The following is a 19,153-nucleotide window of genomic DNA, read 5'->3' as shown; positions in this document are numbered from 1 at the left end:
CACAGTTTCCTCTCTCCAGAGCTTGCCGTTACGAATCATATTTTGTTAACCATTAACCGATAGCTTTGAGTCGGGGTTAACATCAGTCCTTCGTAGCAGGCACCGACAGAGCCGTTGCGACTTGCCCAGGAAAGGCAGAACAAGGGGATTGGCATGCGTGTATTGTTGATTGAGGATGACAGCGCCACGGCGCAGAGCATCGAGCTGATGCTGAAGTCCGAGAACTTCAACGTCTACACGACAGATCTTGGCGAGGAAGGCATCGACCTCGGCAAACTGTACGATTACGACATCATTATGTTGGATTTGAACCTGCCGGACATGTCCGGTTACGAGGTTCTCCGGACACTACGCGTTTCCAAGGTCAAGACACCGATCCTGATCCTTTCCGGTAACGCGGGTATCGAAGACAAGGTTCGCGGCCTCGGCTTCGGCGCCGACGATTACATGACCAAGCCGTTCCACAAGGACGAGCTGGTCGCGCGTATCCACGCAATCGTCCGCCGCTCCAAGGGGCACGCACAGTCGGTCATCGTCACTGGCGACCTGAAGGTCAACCTGGACACCAAAACCGTCGAAGTCGGCGGCCAGCGCGTCCATCTGACCGGCAAGGAATACCAGATGCTGGAGCTTCTCTCCCTGCGCAAGGGAACGACGCTCACCAAGGAGATGTTCCTGAACCATCTCTATGGCGGCATGGACGAGCCGGAACTGAAGATCATCGACGTGTTTATCTGTAAGCTTCGCAAGAAGCTGGCAGCTGCAACCTCCGGCAAGAACTACATCGAAACGGTGTGGGGCCGAGGTTACGTTCTGCGCGAGCCGGACGTCGAAGCAGCCGCCTGATCCAGCATCAGACGTTGACGTTTTAAAAGCCCCGGCACTGCCGGGGCTTTTTGTTGTTGAGGGTTGGATGTGCCAAGGCTGATCTAGCCCTAGCTACCTGCGCGCTCGGCAAAGGTCAGCACAGCCCCTTCCCCCGCCTGCCCGTAATTGACTGACGCCAGCATCTCGCCGGAACTGTCATGCAGGGTAATCAATCCCTTGCGGTTCGACATCTGCATGTGATGGACCGTTGCCCGCGTCACCGACACCTTCAAAACGGCACCTGCAATCAGAACAACCGCCTCCACCGGCTGCGGCCGGCCCATCTTGTCCCGCAGTTCGTAGCCCGTAAGGTCGATGTCCGCTGCACCGGCATTCCAGATCTCCACCCATTCCGTGCCCTGGTCATCCCCCAGCGGGTTCGGCAGAGCCGAAAGAATGCGAAGCGGACCGTCATTCTGCATTTCAACGGTTCTTGGACGCACGACCACATTGCCAGAATCGTCCGTGCGGGTGCTGCCGTCACCAAGGAACACAGGGTAGAATGAGCGGATGTGCTGCCCCAGCGAGCCATCAGCCGTAGTCTCGTGATACATCACCAGATCGAACTTGCCCTCACCGAGCTGAACACGCTTCTTCTGGTTGGTGAGCAAGCCGTGCAGGCCTTCGTAATAGGCAAGCGTGCCGAGCGCGAATTCGCACGCAGGACTGCTGCCGACAAAAAATCCACCCTTGCTCTTGAAGAGCTCAGCGACAAGATTGCCGGTCATGTCCTGGTGGTTCCAGACCATCTGCAGCGTCACGACATGGGGGTTTTCCGGTCCCGGACCTCCGAGATCGTATTTGTAACCAAGGTAGTCGACCCGGTTGTTGAGCTCGTCCAGCGCGAATTTCACCCAGGAGTGATAACCGGAGATTTCACCCTTCTCCGAGGCGGAATTCGCCCCTTTCTTGTATTTGCCCTCGCCGACAAAAACATGCTCGAAGCCGGTGCAGAAGTGGGTCGACTTGCCCCGGAAGAAGTTGGTGTAGACCTCGAACCACATCCGGAACAGATCCTGCCGGAAGGTTTCAGCGGTCATGTCCCTGACGAGCTCGGCAGAAATATGCTCGAAAGCGATCTGCATCGGCCGGCTTGCAATCACCAGATCGAGAAACCCTTCGATCTCGTCTCGCTCGGCAGGCGAAATGGTTTCCGGGTCGCGAAAGTGGACCGCATAGTTGTCCAGAAGCCGGATGAAGGACTGGTACAGATCGCTCGCCGCCATCTTGTCGAAATCGACCCGGGCAAAGAGCGGGTTCGCTGCCAGGTCGATCTGGCGGGACCCTTTGGCCTTAACCTGCTCGTCCAGCAGAATGTCGGCTGTCATGTCCGTCCAGTCGCCATCCACGTTGCGCGTGCCGACGCTGAACCGGTCGGCATCTTCGTTCCAAATGGCCTGATAAATATGGTCTGACATGCGCGCCTCAACCTGAAGTAACGAGAAGAAGGCTTTCACACGTTTATGACATTTTCACTACCAGACGGAAACTCGTAACTGTCCGGCAAAAACAAAAAAGCCGGCGTTGCCGCCGGCCTTTCCGCACTTGCGATGGCAGGATCAGAGCTGCAGCTGGTATGACGCTGGGACATAGCGGAAACCGCTGTCGTTGGTCTCCACGTAGCCGACCGCCGGGAACGGCATGTGATAGCCCACGAACGGTATCTTGTCGGCGGCCAGCATGCCGAACACCGTCTTGCGGGTGGCCGCGGCGCCTTCCTTGTCCATGTCGAAACGCACTTCCCATTCGGGATGCGCCAGCGACCAGACGTAGTGGTTGGCCGTATCCGCCGTTATGGCAAGCTGCTTGCCGTCGTTTTCAAGCATGTAGATCATGTGACCGGGGGTATGACCTGCAGCAGCCATCGCGGTGACACCCGTCGTCACGCTGCCGCCGTCATCGAGGAAAGTCATTTTCTCCGCCAACGGTTTGACGTGGCTCGCCATCAGCTTGGTCACCCCATTGGCTTCCGCATCCATTGCCGCCCAGAAGTCATATTCCTTCTGCCCGGTCACATAGCGGGCATTGGCAAAGGTCGGCGAGCCGCCTTCCATCAGACCGCTGACGTGGTCGGGATGCATGTGCGTCAGCACCACCACGTCAACCTGCTCCGGCGTGTATCCCGCATTTTCCAGCGCAGCACGCATCTTGCCACGGCCTGGCCGGGCACCTTCGCCATTGCCTGTGTCGAACAGGATCAGTTCGCTGCCCGTGTTCACGAGCGTTGGCGTGAAACTGATCTGGAAACTGTCGTTGGGCAGGAAGTTATCGGCATTGGTCGCAGAAAAAGTATCCGCGTCCACATTCATGGCAAAGGTCTTCTGCGGCTCGGTCAGCGAGACCGCACCGTCGTGCAGGGTGGTCACCTCGAACCCGCCTACGGAATAGCGGGCGACGGGCGCCGGCACAGCGGCCTGCTTTTCTGCAGCCGCATGGACAACGGTGGTTCCGGCAAGACTTGCCCCGGCAAGCGCACCACCTGCTCCCAGAAGCGCCGCGCGACGTGTGAGTTCAACTTTTATCTCGGTCATATTCCCACTCCCTGCAATTCCGATCCATAAAAACAGTCCCGCAGTCGAACACCCCGAGTGCCCGGCAGGACGCAAAGCTTACGTTCGTGAAAATGGAATGGATGCAGATGCAGACAAGTGCTGTTCGCCGCCAGCAGGATAAACTTCACGAGAGCGAACGAACAAAATGAATTTCAAATACTTGCTCACTCGCAACAAACCGCTTTTTTGACGGGATTCCTTCACGCTACAGCGAATGAAAAAGGCGGCCAGAGGCCGCCTTTGAACGTGATCCGAAATGTCCAAACCGTGCTGAAGGAGGGACGCAGGTTTAACGCTGCAGACCCAGGCCCGCTCCAGCTCCCACGGCCAGGCGCGGCGTTGCTGCCGTGCCGGTCGCGGCCTGTGCAGCCTGTTTCTTCTGGAACAGGCCTCGCTTACCGGGCACCGGCTTGAAGGCATCCGTCAGACCGACCACGGTTTCTGCGGCACCGAGAACGAGATAACCGTCATCCGGCAGGGATTTCGCCAACCGGCCGAGGATTTCCGTCTTGGTTGCCTGATCGAAGTAGATCAGCACGTTGCGGCAGAAAATGATGTCGAACTCGCCCAGATGGGTGAAGCTTTCCAGCAGGTTCAGCTTCTTCCATTCGATCATGGCGCGCATGCCGGCATTGATCTGCCACATGTCACCCTTCTGCTCGAAGTATTTCAGCAGCATCTGGATCGGCAGACCACGCTGAACCTCGAACTGGCTGTAGAGGCCGGTCTTGGCCTTTTCCAGAACTTCGTTGGAGAGGTCCGTACCCAGGATCCGGGTGCGCCAGCCAGCCATCTTGGCCGCATCTTCCTTCAGGCAGATGCCCAGGGAATAAGGCTCCTGCCCGGTCGAGGCAGCGGCACACCAGATCTTGATCTGCTTGCGTGTCGCGCGGCTTTCCAGCAGCGCCGGCAGCATCGTGTCCTTGAAGTGCTCGAACGGTGTCTTGTCGCGGAAGAAGAACGACTCGTTGGTCGTCATAGCCTCAACGACGTCCGTTTCCAGCGCTCTGTTGGTGCCGCGCTGAAGCTGCTGGATCACCGCACTGAGCGTTTCCAGCTTGGAGCTGCGTGCAATCGGCAGAAGACGGCTTTCGACCAGGTATTGCTTGTCGTTGGACAGAACCAGGCCGGAGCGGGTCTTCAGGAAGTTTTTCAGAAACTCGAACTCGCTCGGGGTCATCTCGTGTTCCCCTTCAGAACGCGCGAGATCTTCGGGCCGATCTCCTTCAAGGGTAGAATTTCGCTGCAGACGCCCGTTTGTGCAGCTGCGCCCGGCATGCCCCAGACCACGCTTGTGGCTTCGTCCTGCGTGATCACGCTGCCGCCGCCTGCTGCAATCGTCTTGACGCCTTCAGCGCCGTCATGACCCATACCGGTCAGGATGACACCCAGGCTTGCCGAACCGAATACCTTCGCAACGCTGTCGAACAGGGGATCGACGGCAGGCTTGCAGAAATTCACGGGAGGACCGTCGGTCAGCCGGATCTTGGCGACACCGCCGTCCTTTTCCACGATCATGTGCTTGCCGCCAGGCGCGACATAGATATTGCCGGGTTTCAGCACTTCGCCATCTTCACCTTCCTTGGACGGACGCAGGGCAGCCTTGCCCATATGCTCGGCCAGAATGGCAGTGAAGGTTGGCGGCATATGCTGGGTGATGACCACCGGCACATCATTCATGGCCGTACCGACTTCGCGCATGACTTCCTGCAGCGCCTGCGGACCGCCCGTCGAGGAACCGATCGCAAGGATGCGCGGACGCGCGGAAGAGTACGGGCGTGTCTGGTACTTCACTGCACCGGCAGCAGCTCCCGCCGGTTGAGCAGCTCCGCGAAAGGTCGCCCGTGTATCCGTTGCCGGACGCGCAGAAATCGGTCTGACCGGCTGCGCGGTGCGGCCTGCGCTGGTTTCTGCACGCATGGTGCGCGCGGGACCGCGCATGCGCAGTGCACGTGCCCCAAGAGCCTTGACCTTCTCGATCAGCTCACGGCGAAAATCGATGGACGTCGTGACCTCGGAAGTCGATTCCGGCTTCGGCACATAGTCGGCCGCGCCCAGAGACAGGGCCTTCAAGCTGATTTCCGCGTTGCGGCGGGTCAGCGTCGAAGCCATGATCACGACGAGATCGCGCTTCTTCGCCAGCATGAGCGGCAAGGCCGTCATGCCGTCCATTTCCGGCATCTCGATGTCGAGAACGACGACGTCGGGATTGCTTTTTTCGATATCTTCTACAGCAAGCTTGCCGTTGCGATGCGAGCTGACGACTTTCAGACTTTTGTCTTCACCGAGCCAGCGTGTCAGGAGTCCGCGGATGACGACAGCGTCATCTACGACCATGACTTTGATGGGGTCGCTGCCCGGACTCGTGCCCGCAGTTATGCTTCTTTGCGCAAACGCCATTTAGACTGCCCAACTCGAAACTAGATAAGACCGACTTCCTGAAACTTGGCTTCCACGATTTCGCGGTCAAACGGTTTCATGATGTACTCGTTTGCACCGGCGCGGATGGCGCGGGCAATGTGAGCAACATCGTTTTCGGTCGTGCAGAATACGACGATCGGGTTTTCTCCGCCTTCTTCCGCACGCAGGCTGGTCAGGAACTCAAGTCCGTCCATGACGGGCATGTTCCAGTCCAGCAGGATCGCGTCCGGCATGGTCTTGCGGCATTCGTCAAGCGCCTTCTGGCCGTCTTCCGCTTCCGTAATCTCGAAATTCATATCCTCGAGAATGCGGCGAGCCACCTTCCGGATGACGCTTGAGTCATCTACTACGAGGCACTGTTTCATCAGGCGTAACTCCACTCAATGGCCATTGCGGCCCAGTTATGCTGCAGCCATGGGTTCGGTGAACATCGCACCAAGCAGACGGTCGACATCCAGAATGACCATCAGGCGGCCGTCCAGACGATGGACGCCTCCGGAGATCTCGGCCCAACGGCGATCCAGGTTCGACGGGTTGGGCTCTGCAGATGCGGACGGCAGCGTCAGCACCTCACCAACCGTGTCGATGACAAGGCCGTAGCTTTCCTGCTTGTACTCGATGCCCACGGCCATCATCTGCCCTTCCTTCAGCGGAGGCAAGTGAAGGCGGCGGCGCATGTTGATTGCGGTGACGATGCGTCCACGCAGGTTCAGGACACCCTGAACCTCGGGTGCGGACATCGGCACGCGAGTTACGCTTTCCGGCACGAACACGTCGTGAACCTGGGAAATGGGCAGGCCGAACAGCTGGCCGCCGATGACCACGGTCACATACTGGATCATGTCACTTGCGGCTTTTTGCTCCGCGGTCAGTTTGTGTTCCAGCACACTCATGCTGCAGCTCCCATTTCACCGGAGAAGACGTCTTTCAGGGCGGCGATCAGGCCCGGACGGTCGAATTTGGCGACATAGTCGTCAAAGCCCGCCTGGCGGCCGCGTTCGATCGAGGCCGGCGTCACCATGGACGACAGGGCCAGGATCGGAATGTTGCGGAACCGGGGATCGCGGCGCAGCGATTCACAGAACTCGAAGCCGTTGATTTCCGGCATTTCGATGTCACTGACGATCGCATGGAACTTGTCGCCGTTTTCCAGAAGTTCGAACGCCTGATGCGGACCGGTACAGGTGGTCACATCGTAGCCGGCAGCCTTCAGAACCGGTGTCAGCATGTTGCGGAAGAAGGACGAGTCATCCACGAAGAGAACCTTCTTCGTCAGCGCCTCGATGTCCATTTCCTTGCGCATGAACCAGTCTTCAAAGGCCTGCGGCAGATAGTAGCCGAGGTCGATGATCTCGGTCGCACGTTCCTTCACCACGGCAGAGCCGAGGATGCCCGGACGTTCCGAACCGACTTCGATGTTCATGCGGTCCTCGACGATGTCGACGATCTCGTCGACCACGAGGCCCATCGAGCGTCCCGCATCGGAGAACACCAGCATCGGCTGCGTGCCTTCCGACTTGTGACTGTCGCCTTCGTTCAGATAGACGAGCGGCATGAGCGCACCGCGGTACTGGACCAGATCGCGGCCGTTCGACCGTTCGATCTTGGAGACCTCGAACTCCTCCAGACGCGTGACCAGAGACAGCGGCACGGCTTTCGGTTCCGGCGCACCGGCACGGAACAGCAGAAGCGAGATCGAGCTCTGTCCGGAAATCGCGCGGCTCTGCAGGTCTTCCCGTTCGTCTTCCTGGTTCTCGGTGACCGCGCTGGATGCATGGCTTGCCATGGCACCGGCGATGCCGTTCGGATCGATGATCATGATCACGGAACCGTCGCCCAGGATGGTGTTGCCGGAGAACATGCCGAGGTTGCGCAGCATCGTCGACATCGGCTTGACCACGATTTCCTCCGTATGGAAGACACCGTCGACCACCACGCCGAATGTCTGGCTACCGACCTGCATGACAACAATAAAGCCGTTGTCCGCATCAATCGCCTCGTCCGCGTTTTCGCCCTCATAGATACCGAGGAGCTGGGACAGGTGCACCAGCGGCAGCAGCTTGTTGCGCAAGCGCAGGACCGGGGTGTCCTTGATCCGCTCTATACGGTGTTCCGAATTGGTCTGCACGCGGACCAGTTCGACAACGGAAAGCTGCGGGATGGCGAACCGGTCGCCGCCGGCTTCGACGATCAGCGTCGAAACAATGGCAAGCGTCAGCGGGATCTTGATGATGAAGCTCGAGCCCTTGCCCTGGGTAGAGCGCAGGTCGACAGTACCGCCGATCAGTTCGATGTTGTTGCGAACGACATCCATGCCGACGCCGCGGCCGGATACGCTCGTGACCTTTGCGGCCGTGGAGAACCCGGCTGCGAAGATGAACTTGTGGATCTGGGCGTCCGTCATCTTGTCGACTTCGGCTTCCGACGCCAGGCCGCGTTCCACGACCTTCGCCTTCACCTTGTCGACGTCGATGCCCTTACCGTCATCGCGAACTTCGATGATGATGTGGCCGCCTTCATGGTAAGCCGCCAGGGTAATGGTACCCTTTTCAGGCTTGCCTGCGGAGCGGCGCTCATCCGGACGCTCAAGACCATGGTCGGCCGAGTTGCGGACCATGTGCGTGAGCGGGTCCTTGATCATCTCGAGAACCTGGCGGTCCAGTTCGGTATCCGCACCGATCATTTCCAGTTCGATCGGCTTTTCAAGTTCCTGGCTGAGATCGCGAACGATGCGCGGCAGTTTCTGCCAGGCATTGCCGATCGGCTGCATGCGCGTCGCCATGACGCCTTCCTGCAGTTCGGCAGTTACATTCGACAGACGCTGCAGCGGCACCTTGAATTCGCTGTCTTCATGGCGGCGTACGATTTCCAGAAGCTGGTTCCGGGTCAGCACCAGTTCGGACACCATGGTCATCAGGTGCTCGAGCGTGTCGACCGCAACGCGGATGCTCTGGTTGGAAACACCGCCACCGGAGGATTTCTTCTCGCCGCCTTCGCCGCCAGCCTTTTTCGCCGGGGCTTTCGCAGCCGCCTTGGCTTCTGCCTTGACCGCAACGGGAGCAGGCTCTGGCTCATCGGCTTCGTCGACGATCTCTTCGAGTTCCGGAACTTCCGGCTCGGCGACTTCGACTTCAACTTCGGTTTCGCGGAACGCGCGCTCCAGTTCGTCCAGCGACACTTCGCCAGGACGGAGCGGACGTTCAAGAGCTTGCTCGGCGGCAGCTTCTTCGGCAGGCGCTTCAGGCTCTGCCGCAACGGCTTCAGCCACAGGCGCTTCCGTAACGGCTGCGCCACCCTTCATGGCAGCATCAGCTTTCGCGGACATCTCTTCCAGCTGGCCGATCAGCTCACTGTCGTCGCCTTGCGGCTCTTCGCCTTCGGCAGCTTCCAGTTCACCCAGAATGTCCTTGATCTGGTCGATCGAGGTCAGAATGAGGGAAACGGCCTCTTGCGTGACAGGAGCGCCATCGCGGAACTTGCCCATGAGGGTTTCAGCCGCATGCGCGATACCTTCAAGACGGGGAAGACCCAGGAAGCCACAGGTGCCCTTGATCGTGTGCACCAGGCGGAAAATATTATCTAGGATAGTCGCGTTGTTCGGTTCCTGCTCGAATTTTACGAGCTCAACGTCAACAACATCGAGACTTTCGTTCGTCTCGGTAATGAATTCCCTGAGGAGGTCGTCCATGGCCTGCTCTCACCCGACTTGTTACTGGTTCCGCATCCCAAAAGGGACGTCTGGACCGAGAAGTCCATGAGAGCTAGGTTGACGGCAAACAGTTAAGATACGCTGAAGCGGATGGAGACTTTTGAAGGCCTTGTTTATTCTGCCAAGAGGGCCGTTATTTTTACCAACTCTTCTTGTTTATCTATCGTTAATACCATGCCGCATTCACGGGCGAGCAGCAACGTGTAGATCGGCTGAACCGAGTGCGCATCGACCCGTTCAGGCTCTTCTCCGCTCAGAGTTTCCTTCATTCCGAGCGGAATGCGCGGATTGAGACCGCTGGCCTGAAGCGTGAAGGACGGAGATTGTGGGTCGCCTTCCATTTCAACCTTGATTTCTCCACCGCGCGGAACGCACTGGTTCGCGATGAGGATCAAGTTGAGAAGTAGTTTTACGTAGTTCTTCGGCATCAGGTGCCGGGTCAATTGCCAATTTAGATCGGATTTTTCGTTTTCCATGAACCCGGTGGCAACGACCTGAGCATCCCCCAGGTCGATCTCCGCGCCTGCCGAGCCTGCGGCGCCGAAGGCAAGACGGGCGAACTGCAGTTTTGCAGATGCCTGGCGCGCGCTCTTGCGGATGAGGTCCATGGCGAATTCACGCATGTCCTCCGACCCCTCCTCGTCCAGCACTTCCAACCCGTTGGTTATCGCCCCGACGGGAGAAATGATGTCGTGGCAGACGCGGCTGGCCACCAGGGCGGCAAGATCAAGAGAGGAAAGCTCTTTTAGTGCAGACATGGCGTTTTGAGGCTCTTCTTGAGGAGGCGGCGGAAACTGATTCGATATAGTGGCTGCAAGAGTTACACATCCGCACAGCGGCTGCCAAGGCAGCGGCGGGCAGCAAACCATGTCATCCAGATGAAAGTTTGCCCCGAAATCCGCCTTTTCCGGCGTCCGGGCGCAGTTTAACCGGGTAACCACCTACCGCATCGGCACGCAGCCGACCCGTTCGGCATTGTCTTGGGCCGCCGTCATCAGCTGGCTGCCGTTGACGACGAACAGGAACCGGTTGACCACCGAATGGAAAAAGACCAGTCGTCCGTCGACAATGGCATAGATGAACGGATTGCCGGCCGTGCCAAAGCCCTCGGACAGCGCATACCCGCCGCAGGCGGCAAAAAGCGGTGCATAGGCTTCAGGATCCCGCTTGAAGGCGGCAAGATTGCCCTCATTGACGAAGATCCATTCCGTACCACCCCATTTGTGCACATGGTTCCGCTTTCCCTTGCGCGGGTAACCATCGACGAAATAGCTCACCGGATCATGTCCGCCGAGCGCGTATCCTGTGATCGGATCGGGAACGAAAACCTGGGGACGCGCGAAGACTTTCCCCGCAAAAAGACAGGAGAGCAGGATCAATACAGCACAAAGACATAACCTTGTCTTTTTTTGAGGCCAGCTTTCCATTGATTCGGCTTATGTAAGGTGCACCATCTCATGCGAATCAGCATGATATTGCATCAGTTTAACATTGCGGTCTGACCGAGCGGCAACAATCGGCGCGGCCAACAGATTTTGGGAGAATATCGAATGGCACAAAGTTCCCGGCGAGTTGTATCCCTGATATCGGCTGCGTTCCTGGCCTTGTGTGCATTTGCGTTTTCCACCCCGGCGTACTCCCAGAATTCCGGTAACGAGCCCATTCCGTCTGGACAAACCTACGACCAGGACGAAATCCTTCAGGCAGGTCACCAGTTCTTCGGCTCTGTTTCGGGTGGGCTTGCATCAGTCGTCGAGAAAGCCTTCTCCAGCTACGGCGAACCGAACGGTTACGTGCTTGGGGAAGAAGGCTCCGGAGCGCTTATCGCCGGTGCGCGCTATGGCGAAGGCAACCTCTACACACGCAACGCCGGCACTCACAAGCTGTTCTGGCAAGGCCCGTCCGTTGGCTGGGACTTTGGCGCGGATGGTGCCCGGGTGATGATGCTGGTCTATAACCTGCCCACCGTGAACTCCCTCTACACCCGCTTTGCCGGTGTCAACGGATCGGCTTACCTGGTTGGCGGGGTCGGCATGACCGTGCTCTTGAACAACGAAATCGTGCTGGTGCCTGTGCGCGCCGGTGTCGGCGCCCGTCTTGGGCTGAACATGGGATACCTGAAGTTCACCGACAAGCCGACCTGGAACCCGTTCTGATCGGACCGGAAAGGCGGCTGTCGCAACTTGGCGACGAAGACGGGTTGCATTCGTTCCACGCAGGACACTTGGCGGCAGGGCTACTGTCGTCTAATGATGGAGTTGTGGGCGTTTTTTAGAACGTAACCGGGAGCCGGACTTGATTGAAGCAGCGATGTATGTGGCGTTGGGGTTTTGCACCGCCGGCCTGATCGGACTGGCAATCCTGCCCGCATTTTACCGCCGGGCCGCCCGACTGACCGAAGAAGCCCTGCGCGCCGTCAATCCGACCAGTTATGCCGAAGTCCGCGCTGCACAGGATCAGGAACGCGCGCGCCATGCGGTAGAATTGCGCCGTGTCGAGAAGCGTCTCGACAACGAGCGTGAGAAGGCCGCGAAGTTTCAGCTCGAAACCACGCGGATGCGGGCGGAAGTTGAAGCGCTGACGAAATCTCACAAGGAAACGATTTCCGGCCTGGAAGCCAAGGTCGCCGCCCAGGCGAGTGATCAGCACGCTGTCGACATGCTGTCGTCCGAAGTGACCTCCCTGAAAAAGAAACTGTCGGAAGCCGAACGGGCTCTTGCGGAAAGCTGGACCAAGGCCCCCGAAGACACGCCTGCCGAGGCGAAGCCGGAAGAACCCGCAGAAGACGACAGCGGCTGGCTGCCGGCGTCCGGCACCATGGCACTTGCGACAATCACCGGACTTGAAGCGGAAGTTGCCACTTTGAAGGCCAAGCTGGCCCGGTATGAGCCGACAGTTGCAGGCCAGATGGATGCTGCGCGCAGCGAAACCGCCAAGACAAGGCTCGCCGAACTGGAAGCCCAATTGGTCGACACGGAATCCAACTATGTGTCCGCACAGGCTGAAGTCACCCGTCTGTCGCTGATGCTGGACGCAGCCAGGCTTCCGGAAAACGAGCGCCAGAAACATCTTGATGCCGAGCTGGAAAAGCTTTCCGGCGAAGCTGCCCGCTACCAGGCCGACGCTGCTGAAAAAGACCGTGCGCTTCAGCGGATCACTGCCCAGATGGCAAAGTTGCAGAAGGACCTGTCCTCGGTTCCTGCTCTCGTGGATCTGCGCCGCGATTTCCGCGCCCTTGCCGAAAAGCTGACCGGTCAGGCGTCTCCAGCCGTCAATGCTTCTGCCGCAGGCGCTCCCGCAAAGCCGGCACCGCCTTTCGTCCCGGTTTCTCTTCAGACCAAGGACAGCCCGCCGGAAGATCGCAACCGGCCTGAGGCATCCTCCAAGGAAAATCTGCAGACAGACGCGGACCAGGGCACGGCACAAACACAATCAAGATCCGGCGATATCGCCAACGCGGCTGAAGCGCTGGTAAGCAGGATCGTTGCCTCCAGCCGGAACAAGCCAAAGCCGGAGGCGGAAACAACGCCGGCAAGCACCGGCGCCGCGCAAGACAGCGACCGGAAAACGAAAGCCACGAAACAAAAAAAGAAAGATGTGGCTTGATCTGAGCAGGTCGCTCCGGTCATCTAGTCCGATGGACATTCGTCCGAATATTGAACGAACCTGACGCGCTGTTGCTCCTCGCCCGCATTTCCGTTTGCAGATGCAGGAACGCAGCCAGCCCGTCATGCACAGGATGAGTCTGCCGTACATGTTGATCGAACGCCACAACGCCATTCTCGAACTCGCACGGCAGATGGGCCGCGTCAGCGTCGACGATCTCGCCCGGCGGTTTGATGTCAGCCCGCAGACGATCCGCAAGGACCTCAACGAGCTTTGCGACCGGCGCCTGCTGGCGCGCACTCATGGCGGGGCCCTGCTGTCGTCCGGCATCGAAAATGTCGGCTACGAGGCCCGCAGGATCATCTCCAGCAGGGAAAAGGCAGACATCGGCGAGAAGGTTGCCTCGCTCATTCCCGACAACGCGTCCATCTTCATCAACATCGGCACCACCACGGAAGCGGTCGCACAGGCGCTGCTCCAGCATCGCGGCCTGATGGTGATCACCAACAACATCAACGTCGCCAGCCTGATGCGCGGCTATTCCCAGATCGAGGTGGTGATTGCCGGTGGCGTGTTGCGCCATTCCGACGGCGGCATTGTCGGCGAGGCCGCGGTGGACTTCATGCGCCAGTTCAAGGTCGATTTTGCCGTCATCGGCGCTTCCGCGATCGATCCCGACGGCTCCCTGCTCGATTACGACTACCGGGAAGTGAAAGTCACCAAGACCATCATGGACAACGCCAGGCACGTCATTCTGGCCGCCGACAGCACCAAGTTCGAGCGCACTGCACCGGTTCGTGTCGGACACCTGCGACAGGTCACTACTTTCGTGACGGATTATTGCCCCTCGCTAGACTTCGCGCAGATTGCGCAAGACGCAGAAGTCGAGCTGATCGAGACCGGCCAGCAGGAAGACAGCACTGCCGGCTGATCGAACACAGCACTCCGTGTAACCGGTGCACAAACGGGTGGAGAACCCTGTGCGCAGGATGTGGATATGCTGTTTGTGCCTTGGGGAGAAATGGCACGCCCAACGGGACTCGAACCCGTGTTTCCGCCGTGAAAGGGCGGCGTCCTAGACCGCTAGACGATGGGCGCGCGGGGCTTGAGAAGCTCAGTGCCTCAAGCCGAGGACCGTGCGTATACGGCTGCATGACAAAAGACGCAAGCCCTAATTTTCATTTTTCTGTCACATGCCTGTTCATAACCGCGCGCCGTATGCGCGACGCTACGTCAGCGCGCGACAAAATCCGTGCGGCCCAGTTGCTTGCCCGTTACAGGATCGAAGCGCAGCAGCGCCGTCTTGCTGCCTTCGCGCACCAGAACCAGCAAGAGACCGTTCGAAAGGTCGGCCTGCAAAATTTCCGCGTCAGCGCCAACTGCCACTGTTGCGGCATATTGATCGGCTGAAACATCGGACTTATTGGAGTTGATCTTGTAGAGAATTGCTGCAAAGACAGCGATAAAGCCGGCGATCATGACGAGGGACGAGCCGAGCAACAGACGCTTCAGCTTGGCCTGGATGCGTTCGGCCGCAGGATCAAGCGGCTTTTCACCCGGCCCCTCATCCCGATAATCAGGTTGTGACATGACAGACAATTCCCTCGAGTATCCGGCCGGTCTGGACCAGGATTTCAGTTTAACAGTTGATGCAGCCGATGCCGGGAAACGGCTGGATGCGGTGCTGGCGGCTCATCTGGAAGCCCTTAGCCGCAACAGGATCCAGTCCCTGATCAAGTCCGGGGACGTCACCGTCGGCGGCGCGAAAATAGTGGAGCCGAAATACCGGGTCAATGAAGGCGATGCCCTGACCCTCACTTTGCCGCAGGCGGAAGACCCCGAGCCCAAGGGCGAGGACATCCCCGTCTCGGTCGTCTTTGAGGACGAACACCTTATCGTGGTCGACAAACCGGCGGGGCTTGTCGTCCATCCTGGTGCCGGCAACTGGACCGGCACCCTCGTCAATGCACTCATCCATCATTGCGGTGACAGCCTTTCCGGCATCGGCGGCGTGAAGCGCCCCGGCATCGTTCACCGGATCGACAAGGACACCTCCGGACTGCTTGTCGTCGCCAAGACCGACCAGGCCCACAAGGGCCTTGCAGCCCAGTTTGCCGACCACGGCCGCACCGGACCGCTGGAACGCGCCTATTCGGCTCTGGTCTGGGGAGCACCTTCCGGCCTGAAAGGCACGATCAACGCCAATCTGGCCCGCTCACAGGCAAACCGTCAGAAGATTGCCGTCGTCAAGACTTCCGGTCGCCACGCCATCACCCACTGGCAGGTGAAGGAGCGCTTCGGCAATGCCGAACAGCCTGCGCTCGCCTCGCTGCTGGAATGCCGCCTTGAAACCGGACGCACACACCAGATCCGCGTGCACATGGCTCATATCGGTCATCCGCTGATCGGTGACGACGATTACGGGTCGGGTTTCAAGACCAAGGCAAACAGGCTCGATGAGCCGCTCAAAAGCCTCGTGAACGGTTTTCACAGGCAAGCCCTGCATGCCGGCCTGCTGGCTTTCGAACACCCGGCAAATGGTAAAACCTTGCGCTTTGAGAGCCCTTACCCGGATGATTTCGCAAATCTTTTGTCCGGATTACAAAAATTTTAGGATGCGTTTTCGTTTTCTGACCATGCAATCGACCAATTTGGACCTATATTAGAAGCTTCTGTGTGCCTGTACGGACACTATTGTGCGTCCGCCTTCCCTCAAAAATGGCTTGCTTGCGTATCACTGCGGGGCAGCGGGAGGAAGGGGTCGCAAACTTGACGAAAGGGGGTGCATGATATGGCCCAGAACGTTCCGACGCTTACAGCAGGGGAAGGCGGTCTCAGCCGGTATCTGGACGAGATCCGCAAGTTTCCAATGCTTCAGCCGCAGGAAGAGTACATGCTCGCCAAGCGCTACAAAGAGCATGAAGACCCTGAAGCTGCAGAACGCCTAGTCAATTCCCATCTACGCCTCGTCGCCAAGATTGCCATGGGTTACCGCGGGTATGGCCTGCCGATCGGAGAAGTCGTTTCCGAAGGCAACGTCGGCCTGATGCAAGCGGTCAAGCGCTTTGAACCGGACAAGGGGTTCCGGCTCGCGACCTATGCCATGTGGTGGATCAAGGCGGCTATCCAGGAATACATCCTGCGCTCATGGTCCCTCGTGAAAATGGGGACCACGGCCAACCAGAAACGCCTGTTCTTCAACCTGCGTCGCCTCAAGGGCAAGATCCAGGCGTTGGACGAAGGCGATCTGAAGCCGCATCAGGTCTCTGAGATTGCCACCAAACTCGGGGTGTCCGAGGAGGAAGTGGTGTCCATGAACCGCCGTCTGGGCGGCGATGCCAGCCTGAATGCGCCCGTGCGCGCGGAAGCTGATGCCGGTGAATGGCAGGACTGGCTTGTCGATGAAAGCGACAGTCAGGAAACCCTGCTTGCCAATCAGGAAGAGCTGGACATGCGTCGCAAGATGCTGAACGACGCGATGGACGTGCTCAACGAGCGTGAACGGCGCATCTTTGAAGCACGTCGCCTGGCCGAAGACCCGATGACGCTGGAAGATCTTTCGGGCGAATTCGGTGTTAGCCGCGAGCGCGTCCGCCAGATCGAGGTTCGCGCTTTCGAAAAGGTTCAGAAAGCCGTGCGCAACAGCGCCCGGACAATGGACCAGCCCGCCGCCTGAGATAGCCGAACCTGGAAAAAACAGAAAAAGCGCTGGAGCCCAGGCTCCAGCGCTTTTCTTTTTGCTTGAAAGTCCTTCCCGGTGTCATCCCGGACGCAGCGCAGCGAAGATCCGGGATCGGAGAGCCCGGATCTTCGTCTGAAAACCACAGACAATCACAGAGACTTCCGCCTCCCCGGCCCCGGCTCGCGCTACGCTTGGCCGGGGTGACGACGGAGAGAGGGAGCTTCTTTGCCGGTGGTCAGAAGCGCTGGAGACTGGCTCCAGCGCCGTCTTGTCCTTGGCAACGTTCCTTCAACCCCTCAGCGGATTTCGGCTGTGTAGCTCTCCACCGGCACGACCTTGCTGATCAGACCGGCTTCGGCCATGAATTCCGCAAAGCGCTGGTAGCGGCCTTCATCAAGTGCAGCCGGACGCTTGGCGAACCGCGGCAACGTATCGAACCATGCCCGCCTGTTCAGCTCGTCATTGAGGTTCGGATACGCTTCTATGAAGGCATTCCAGGCCTCTTCCGGGTGATTGCTCAGATAGATGGTGGCCGCTTCCACGGCTGCCAGGAACTTGGCGAAGCGGGGATCGTCCGTCTTGTCCTTGTTGACGACATAGATCAGCTCATCAAAGATCGGCACACCGTTTTCTTCCGGGAAGAAGGCCTTGCCGGGTTTGCCTTCGATTTCGAGCTGGGTGAGCTCGAAATTGCGATATGCGCCGATCACCGCATCCACCTGACCGGCAAGCAGAGAGCCTGACAACGCGAAATTGACGTTCACCAGCTCGACATCATCCATGGTCAAACCGGCCGATCGCAGCATCTGGCCCAGCATCGCGTCCTCGAAGCCGGACACGGAAAAGCCGACACTCTTGCCCTTGAGGTCCTTCAGTTCCTGTATCGGGCCGTCCTTGAGCACGATGAGAGAATTGAGGGGCGTTTCCACCAGCGTACCGATCCATTTCAGCGGCAGCTCTTCCTCGATTTGCGCATGAAGCGTCGGCTGATAGGACACCGCGATATCGCCCTGCCCGGCAGCAACCAGTTTCGGCGGCATCGCCGGGTCCGCCGGTTCGATGATCTCAACCTCGAGGCCTTCTGCCTCGAAGAAACCCTTGGTCTGCGCGGTTACCAGCGGCGCGTGATCCGGATTGATGAACCAGTCGAGCAGCAAGGTCAGTTTCTCACTGGCCTGTACCGGCCCCGATGCCAGCAGCCCGGCGGCCAATGCGAGTGACAGGATTTGTTTTTTCATGAGGTCCTCCGTAGAGCGGCAGCTAGGTGAGCGGCTGCCAGGGAACAAGAAGTCGGGTGAGATGGTTCACGGCAAAGCGCATGATCAGCACCATCGCCGCGAGCAGGATCAGGGCGGCGAACATCATGTCCGCCTGCATCCGGTTGCTGCTTTGAAGCATGATGAAGGCAAGGCCTCCTTTTGCCCCGGCCCATTCGCCGATGATCGCCCCCATGGGAGCGAACACCGCGGCCACCCGCAGGCCGGAGGCAAACGCCGGCAAGCCTGACGGCAGGCGAAAGAACCAGAGTTCCTTCAGGCGAGACAGACGATAAAGCCGGGCGAGATCGCACAAACCCGGGTCAAGCCGCTGCAGGCCATCGAAAAACGTCGATGTGACCGTGAAGAAGATGACCAGGATGATGACGACGATCTTGGAGGCCAGCCCGAAACCGAGCCAGAGCACCAGGATCGGCGCGATTGCGAAAACAGGCAGGGCCTGCGTCACCAGAATGGGCGGCATGGCGAACCTTGCAGCAATCGGAAACAGCCACAAAAGAACGGAAAGCAATGCCCCGGCGGCTGCTCCCAGCACAAACCCGAGCACCGTCTCATAGGCGGTGATGCCGGCATGATGCAGAAGGAAGCCTGCGTGTTTGACAAAGGCCGTAAAGACGCGGTCCGGACCCGGCAGGATATAATGCTGGGTGTCGAACACATGGACGATTGCCGCCCAGATAACGACAGTCAGCAGGAGGCCGAGTAAGGTCCTGGCAACAGCTTTCGCAAACGCCATCATCCCGCACCCCCCGCCGCCGTTGGCCAACAGGAACGCATGAAAGCCGATACCGGCATTCGGATGTGCGGCGACCGCAGTGGTCGCAGACAAGTACGCATAGGATCTCCCGTCTTCGGACAAGCCGAAAATGACAATGGAGATCCGGGAATAGGCTAAGGATTCCGTCCCTTCGCCGGCATGACCCGGATCAGGTTCTAAGGGTTCGGCATTACGCCATCTCAGCTCCGGTAACCGGAACACCCCTCGGACCAAGGCGGACCATGCCTTGTGTGACGGAAAAAGGCAAGCCGCCGTGAGGCG

Annotated in this window: 18 protein-coding genes, 1 tRNA gene and 1 riboswitch; of the genes, 6 read left to right on the top strand and 13 right to left on the bottom strand. The window is 58.9% G+C overall.

The genetic code is table 11. From position 1 onward, the window contains the following. The first annotated feature begins 153 nt into the window (after positions 1–153). Positions 154–846: a response regulator transcription factor CtrA gene (ctrA, locus tag J7447_RS26555; RefSeq protein ID WP_031270498.1), complete on the top strand. Its 693-nt coding sequence runs from the start codon at positions 154–156 to the stop codon at positions 844–846. Positions 847–935: 89 nt separating this feature from the next. Here the strand turns inward: ctrA and J7447_RS26550 are convergent, their stop codons facing one another. The 9 genes from J7447_RS26550 to J7447_RS26510 all read right to left on the bottom strand — a co-directional run bounded on the left by J7447_RS26550 (position 936) and on the right by J7447_RS26510 (position 10,928). Then, positions 936–2,285 carry a hypothetical protein gene (locus J7447_RS26550; protein ID WP_209171446.1) on the bottom strand — a complete coding sequence of 450 codons (1,350 nt, stop codon included), beginning with the start codon at positions 2,283–2,285 and terminating at the stop codon, positions 936–938. Between the two features lie 141 nt (positions 2,286–2,426). Beyond that, positions 2,427–3,398, bottom strand: a complete 972-nt coding sequence (locus J7447_RS26545) for an MBL fold metallo-hydrolase (protein WP_209171445.1) — start codon at positions 3,396–3,398, stop codon at positions 2,427–2,429. A 310-nt stretch (positions 3,399–3,708) separates the two neighbouring features. Continuing rightward, on the bottom strand, positions 3,709–4,599 hold the full coding sequence (locus tag J7447_RS26540; RefSeq protein WP_023003408.1) for a protein-glutamate O-methyltransferase CheR: 891 nt from the start codon (positions 4,597–4,599) through the stop codon (positions 3,709–3,711). Then, positions 4,596–5,819 (bottom strand): chemotaxis response regulator protein-glutamate methylesterase, encoded by a 1,224-nt coding sequence (locus J7447_RS26535; RefSeq protein WP_023003409.1) that lies wholly within the window; start codon positions 5,817–5,819, stop codon positions 4,596–4,598. The genes J7447_RS26540 and J7447_RS26535 overlap by 4 nt, the downstream gene beginning before the upstream one ends. Before the next feature lie 20 nt (positions 5,820–5,839). Next, a complete protein-coding gene (locus J7447_RS26530) occupies positions 5,840–6,205 on the bottom strand; it encodes a response regulator (protein WP_031270504.1) in 366 nt (121 codons plus the stop codon). A 36-nt stretch (positions 6,206–6,241) separates the two neighbouring features. Further along, positions 6,242–6,733, bottom strand: a complete 492-nt coding sequence (locus J7447_RS26525; RefSeq protein WP_023003411.1) for a chemotaxis protein CheW — start codon at positions 6,731–6,733, stop codon at positions 6,242–6,244. Then, positions 6,730–9,528, bottom strand: coding sequence for a chemotaxis protein CheW (locus J7447_RS26520; RefSeq protein ID WP_055661212.1), 2,799 nt, complete (start codon positions 9,526–9,528; stop codon positions 6,730–6,732). Before J7447_RS26520 ends, J7447_RS26525 begins: the two co-directional genes overlap by 4 nt. Before the next feature lie 134 nt (positions 9,529–9,662). Beyond that, positions 9,663–10,307 carry a histidine phosphotransferase ChpT gene (chpT, locus tag J7447_RS26515; RefSeq protein WP_023003413.1) on the bottom strand — a complete coding sequence of 215 codons (645 nt, stop codon included), beginning with the start codon at positions 10,305–10,307 and terminating at the stop codon, positions 9,663–9,665. A 183-nt stretch (positions 10,308–10,490) separates the two neighbouring features. Then, complete coding sequence (locus tag J7447_RS26510; RefSeq protein WP_023003414.1) at positions 10,491–10,928, bottom strand: YHS domain-containing (seleno)protein; 438 nt, start codon at positions 10,926–10,928, stop codon at positions 10,491–10,493. A 171-nt stretch (positions 10,929–11,099) separates the two neighbouring features. Between J7447_RS26510 and J7447_RS26505 the strand changes: the two genes are divergently transcribed. From J7447_RS26505 to J7447_RS26495, 3 genes are all read left to right on the top strand, one after another. Continuing rightward, positions 11,100–11,705 carry a DUF1134 domain-containing protein gene (locus J7447_RS26505; protein WP_209171444.1) on the top strand — a complete coding sequence of 202 codons (606 nt, stop codon included), beginning with the start codon at positions 11,100–11,102 and terminating at the stop codon, positions 11,703–11,705. A 139-nt stretch (positions 11,706–11,844) separates the two neighbouring features. Then, complete coding sequence (locus J7447_RS26500) at positions 11,845–13,155, top strand: hypothetical protein (RefSeq protein WP_209171443.1); 1,311 nt, start codon at positions 11,845–11,847, stop codon at positions 13,153–13,155. Between the two features lie 148 nt (positions 13,156–13,303). Then, complete coding sequence (locus J7447_RS26495) at positions 13,304–14,086, top strand: DeoR/GlpR family DNA-binding transcription regulator (protein ID WP_209171442.1); 783 nt, start codon at positions 13,304–13,306, stop codon at positions 14,084–14,086. A 91-nt stretch (positions 14,087–14,177) separates the two neighbouring features. Here the strand turns inward: J7447_RS26495 and J7447_RS26490 are convergent. Together J7447_RS26490 and J7447_RS26485 are read right to left on the bottom strand one after the other, a co-directional pair. Further along, positions 14,178–14,253: transfer RNA gene (locus tag J7447_RS26490), tRNA-Glu, on the bottom strand. Between the two features lie 135 nt (positions 14,254–14,388). After that, positions 14,389–14,745: a hypothetical protein gene (locus tag J7447_RS26485; protein WP_023003421.1), complete on the bottom strand. Its 357-nt coding sequence runs from the start codon at positions 14,743–14,745 to the stop codon at positions 14,389–14,391. On the opposite strand from J7447_RS26485, the gene J7447_RS26480 reads away from it, so the two are divergent. Together J7447_RS26480 and rpoH are read left to right on the top strand one after the other, a co-directional pair. Continuing rightward, positions 14,744–15,769, top strand: a complete 1,026-nt coding sequence (locus tag J7447_RS26480) for an RluA family pseudouridine synthase (RefSeq protein WP_075284841.1) — start codon at positions 14,744–14,746, stop codon at positions 15,767–15,769. The genes J7447_RS26485 and J7447_RS26480 overlap by 2 nt on opposite strands. A gap of 177 nt (positions 15,770–15,946) precedes the next feature. Then, on the top strand, positions 15,947–16,831 hold the full coding sequence (gene rpoH / locus J7447_RS26475; protein ID WP_023003423.1) for an RNA polymerase sigma factor RpoH: 885 nt from the start codon (positions 15,947–15,949) through the stop codon (positions 16,829–16,831). Positions 16,832–17,133: 302 nt separating this feature from the next. Here the strand turns inward: rpoH and J7447_RS26470 are convergent, their stop codons facing one another. Both J7447_RS26470 and J7447_RS26465 read right to left on the bottom strand, forming a co-directional pair. Continuing rightward, positions 17,134–18,075: an ABC transporter substrate-binding protein gene (locus tag J7447_RS26470; RefSeq protein ID WP_023003424.1), complete on the bottom strand. Its 942-nt coding sequence runs from the start codon at positions 18,073–18,075 to the stop codon at positions 17,134–17,136. Positions 18,076–18,097: 22 nt separating this feature from the next. Then, entirely contained in the window at positions 18,098–18,943 is an 846-nt protein-coding gene (locus J7447_RS26465; protein ID WP_230057599.1) for an ABC transporter permease, read from the bottom strand. Between the two features lie 57 nt (positions 18,944–19,000). Further along, positions 19,001–19,107, bottom strand: a riboswitch (TPP riboswitch). Between the last annotated feature and the right edge of the window lie 46 nt (positions 19,108–19,153).

The organism is Labrenzia sp. R5_0, assembly GCF_017743835.1.
Lineage (GTDB): Bacteria > Pseudomonadota > Alphaproteobacteria > Rhizobiales > Stappiaceae > Roseibium > Roseibium algicola.
This window is presented reverse-complemented; position numbering and strand designations above follow the sequence as displayed.

Excerpts from the sequence above, each read along its gene's own strand:
- J7447_RS26495 (WP_209171442.1), top strand. The coding sequence starts at position 13,304 with ATGTTGATCGAACGCCACAACGCCATTCTCGAACTCGCACGGCAGATG.
- J7447_RS26470 (WP_023003424.1), bottom strand. The coding sequence starts at position 18,075 with ATGAAAAAACAAATCCTGTCACTCGCATTGGCCGCCGGGCTGCTGGCA.
- chpT (WP_023003413.1), bottom strand. The coding sequence starts at position 10,307 with ATGTCTGCACTAAAAGAGCTTTCCTCTCTTGATCTTGCCGCCCTGGTG.
- J7447_RS26525 (WP_023003411.1), bottom strand. The coding sequence starts at position 6,733 with ATGAGTGTGCTGGAACACAAACTGACCGCGGAGCAAAAAGCCGCAAGT.
- J7447_RS26505 (WP_209171444.1), top strand. The coding sequence starts at position 11,100 with ATGGCACAAAGTTCCCGGCGAGTTGTATCCCTGATATCGGCTGCGTTC.
- J7447_RS26540 (WP_023003408.1), bottom strand. The coding sequence starts at position 4,599 with ATGACCCCGAGCGAGTTCGAGTTTCTGAAAAACTTCCTGAAGACCCGC.
- J7447_RS26485 (WP_023003421.1), bottom strand. The coding sequence starts at position 14,745 with ATGTCACAACCTGATTATCGGGATGAGGGGCCGGGTGAAAAGCCGCTT.
- J7447_RS26530 (WP_031270504.1), bottom strand. The coding sequence starts at position 6,205 with ATGAAACAGTGCCTCGTAGTAGATGACTCAAGCGTCATCCGGAAGGTG.
- J7447_RS26535 (WP_023003409.1), bottom strand. The coding sequence starts at position 5,819 with ATGGCGTTTGCGCAAAGAAGCATAACTGCGGGCACGAGTCCGGGCAGC.
- J7447_RS26520 (WP_055661212.1), bottom strand. The coding sequence starts at position 9,528 with ATGGACGACCTCCTCAGGGAATTCATTACCGAGACGAACGAAAGTCTC.
- J7447_RS26545 (WP_209171445.1), bottom strand. The coding sequence starts at position 3,398 with ATGACCGAGATAAAAGTTGAACTCACACGTCGCGCGGCGCTTCTGGGA.
- rpoH (WP_023003423.1), top strand. The coding sequence starts at position 15,947 with ATGGCCCAGAACGTTCCGACGCTTACAGCAGGGGAAGGCGGTCTCAGC.
- J7447_RS26550 (WP_209171446.1), bottom strand. The coding sequence starts at position 2,285 with ATGTCAGACCATATTTATCAGGCCATTTGGAACGAAGATGCCGACCGG.
- J7447_RS26480 (WP_075284841.1), top strand. The coding sequence starts at position 14,744 with ATGACAGACAATTCCCTCGAGTATCCGGCCGGTCTGGACCAGGATTTC.
- ctrA (WP_031270498.1), top strand. The coding sequence starts at position 154 with ATGCGTGTATTGTTGATTGAGGATGACAGCGCCACGGCGCAGAGCATC.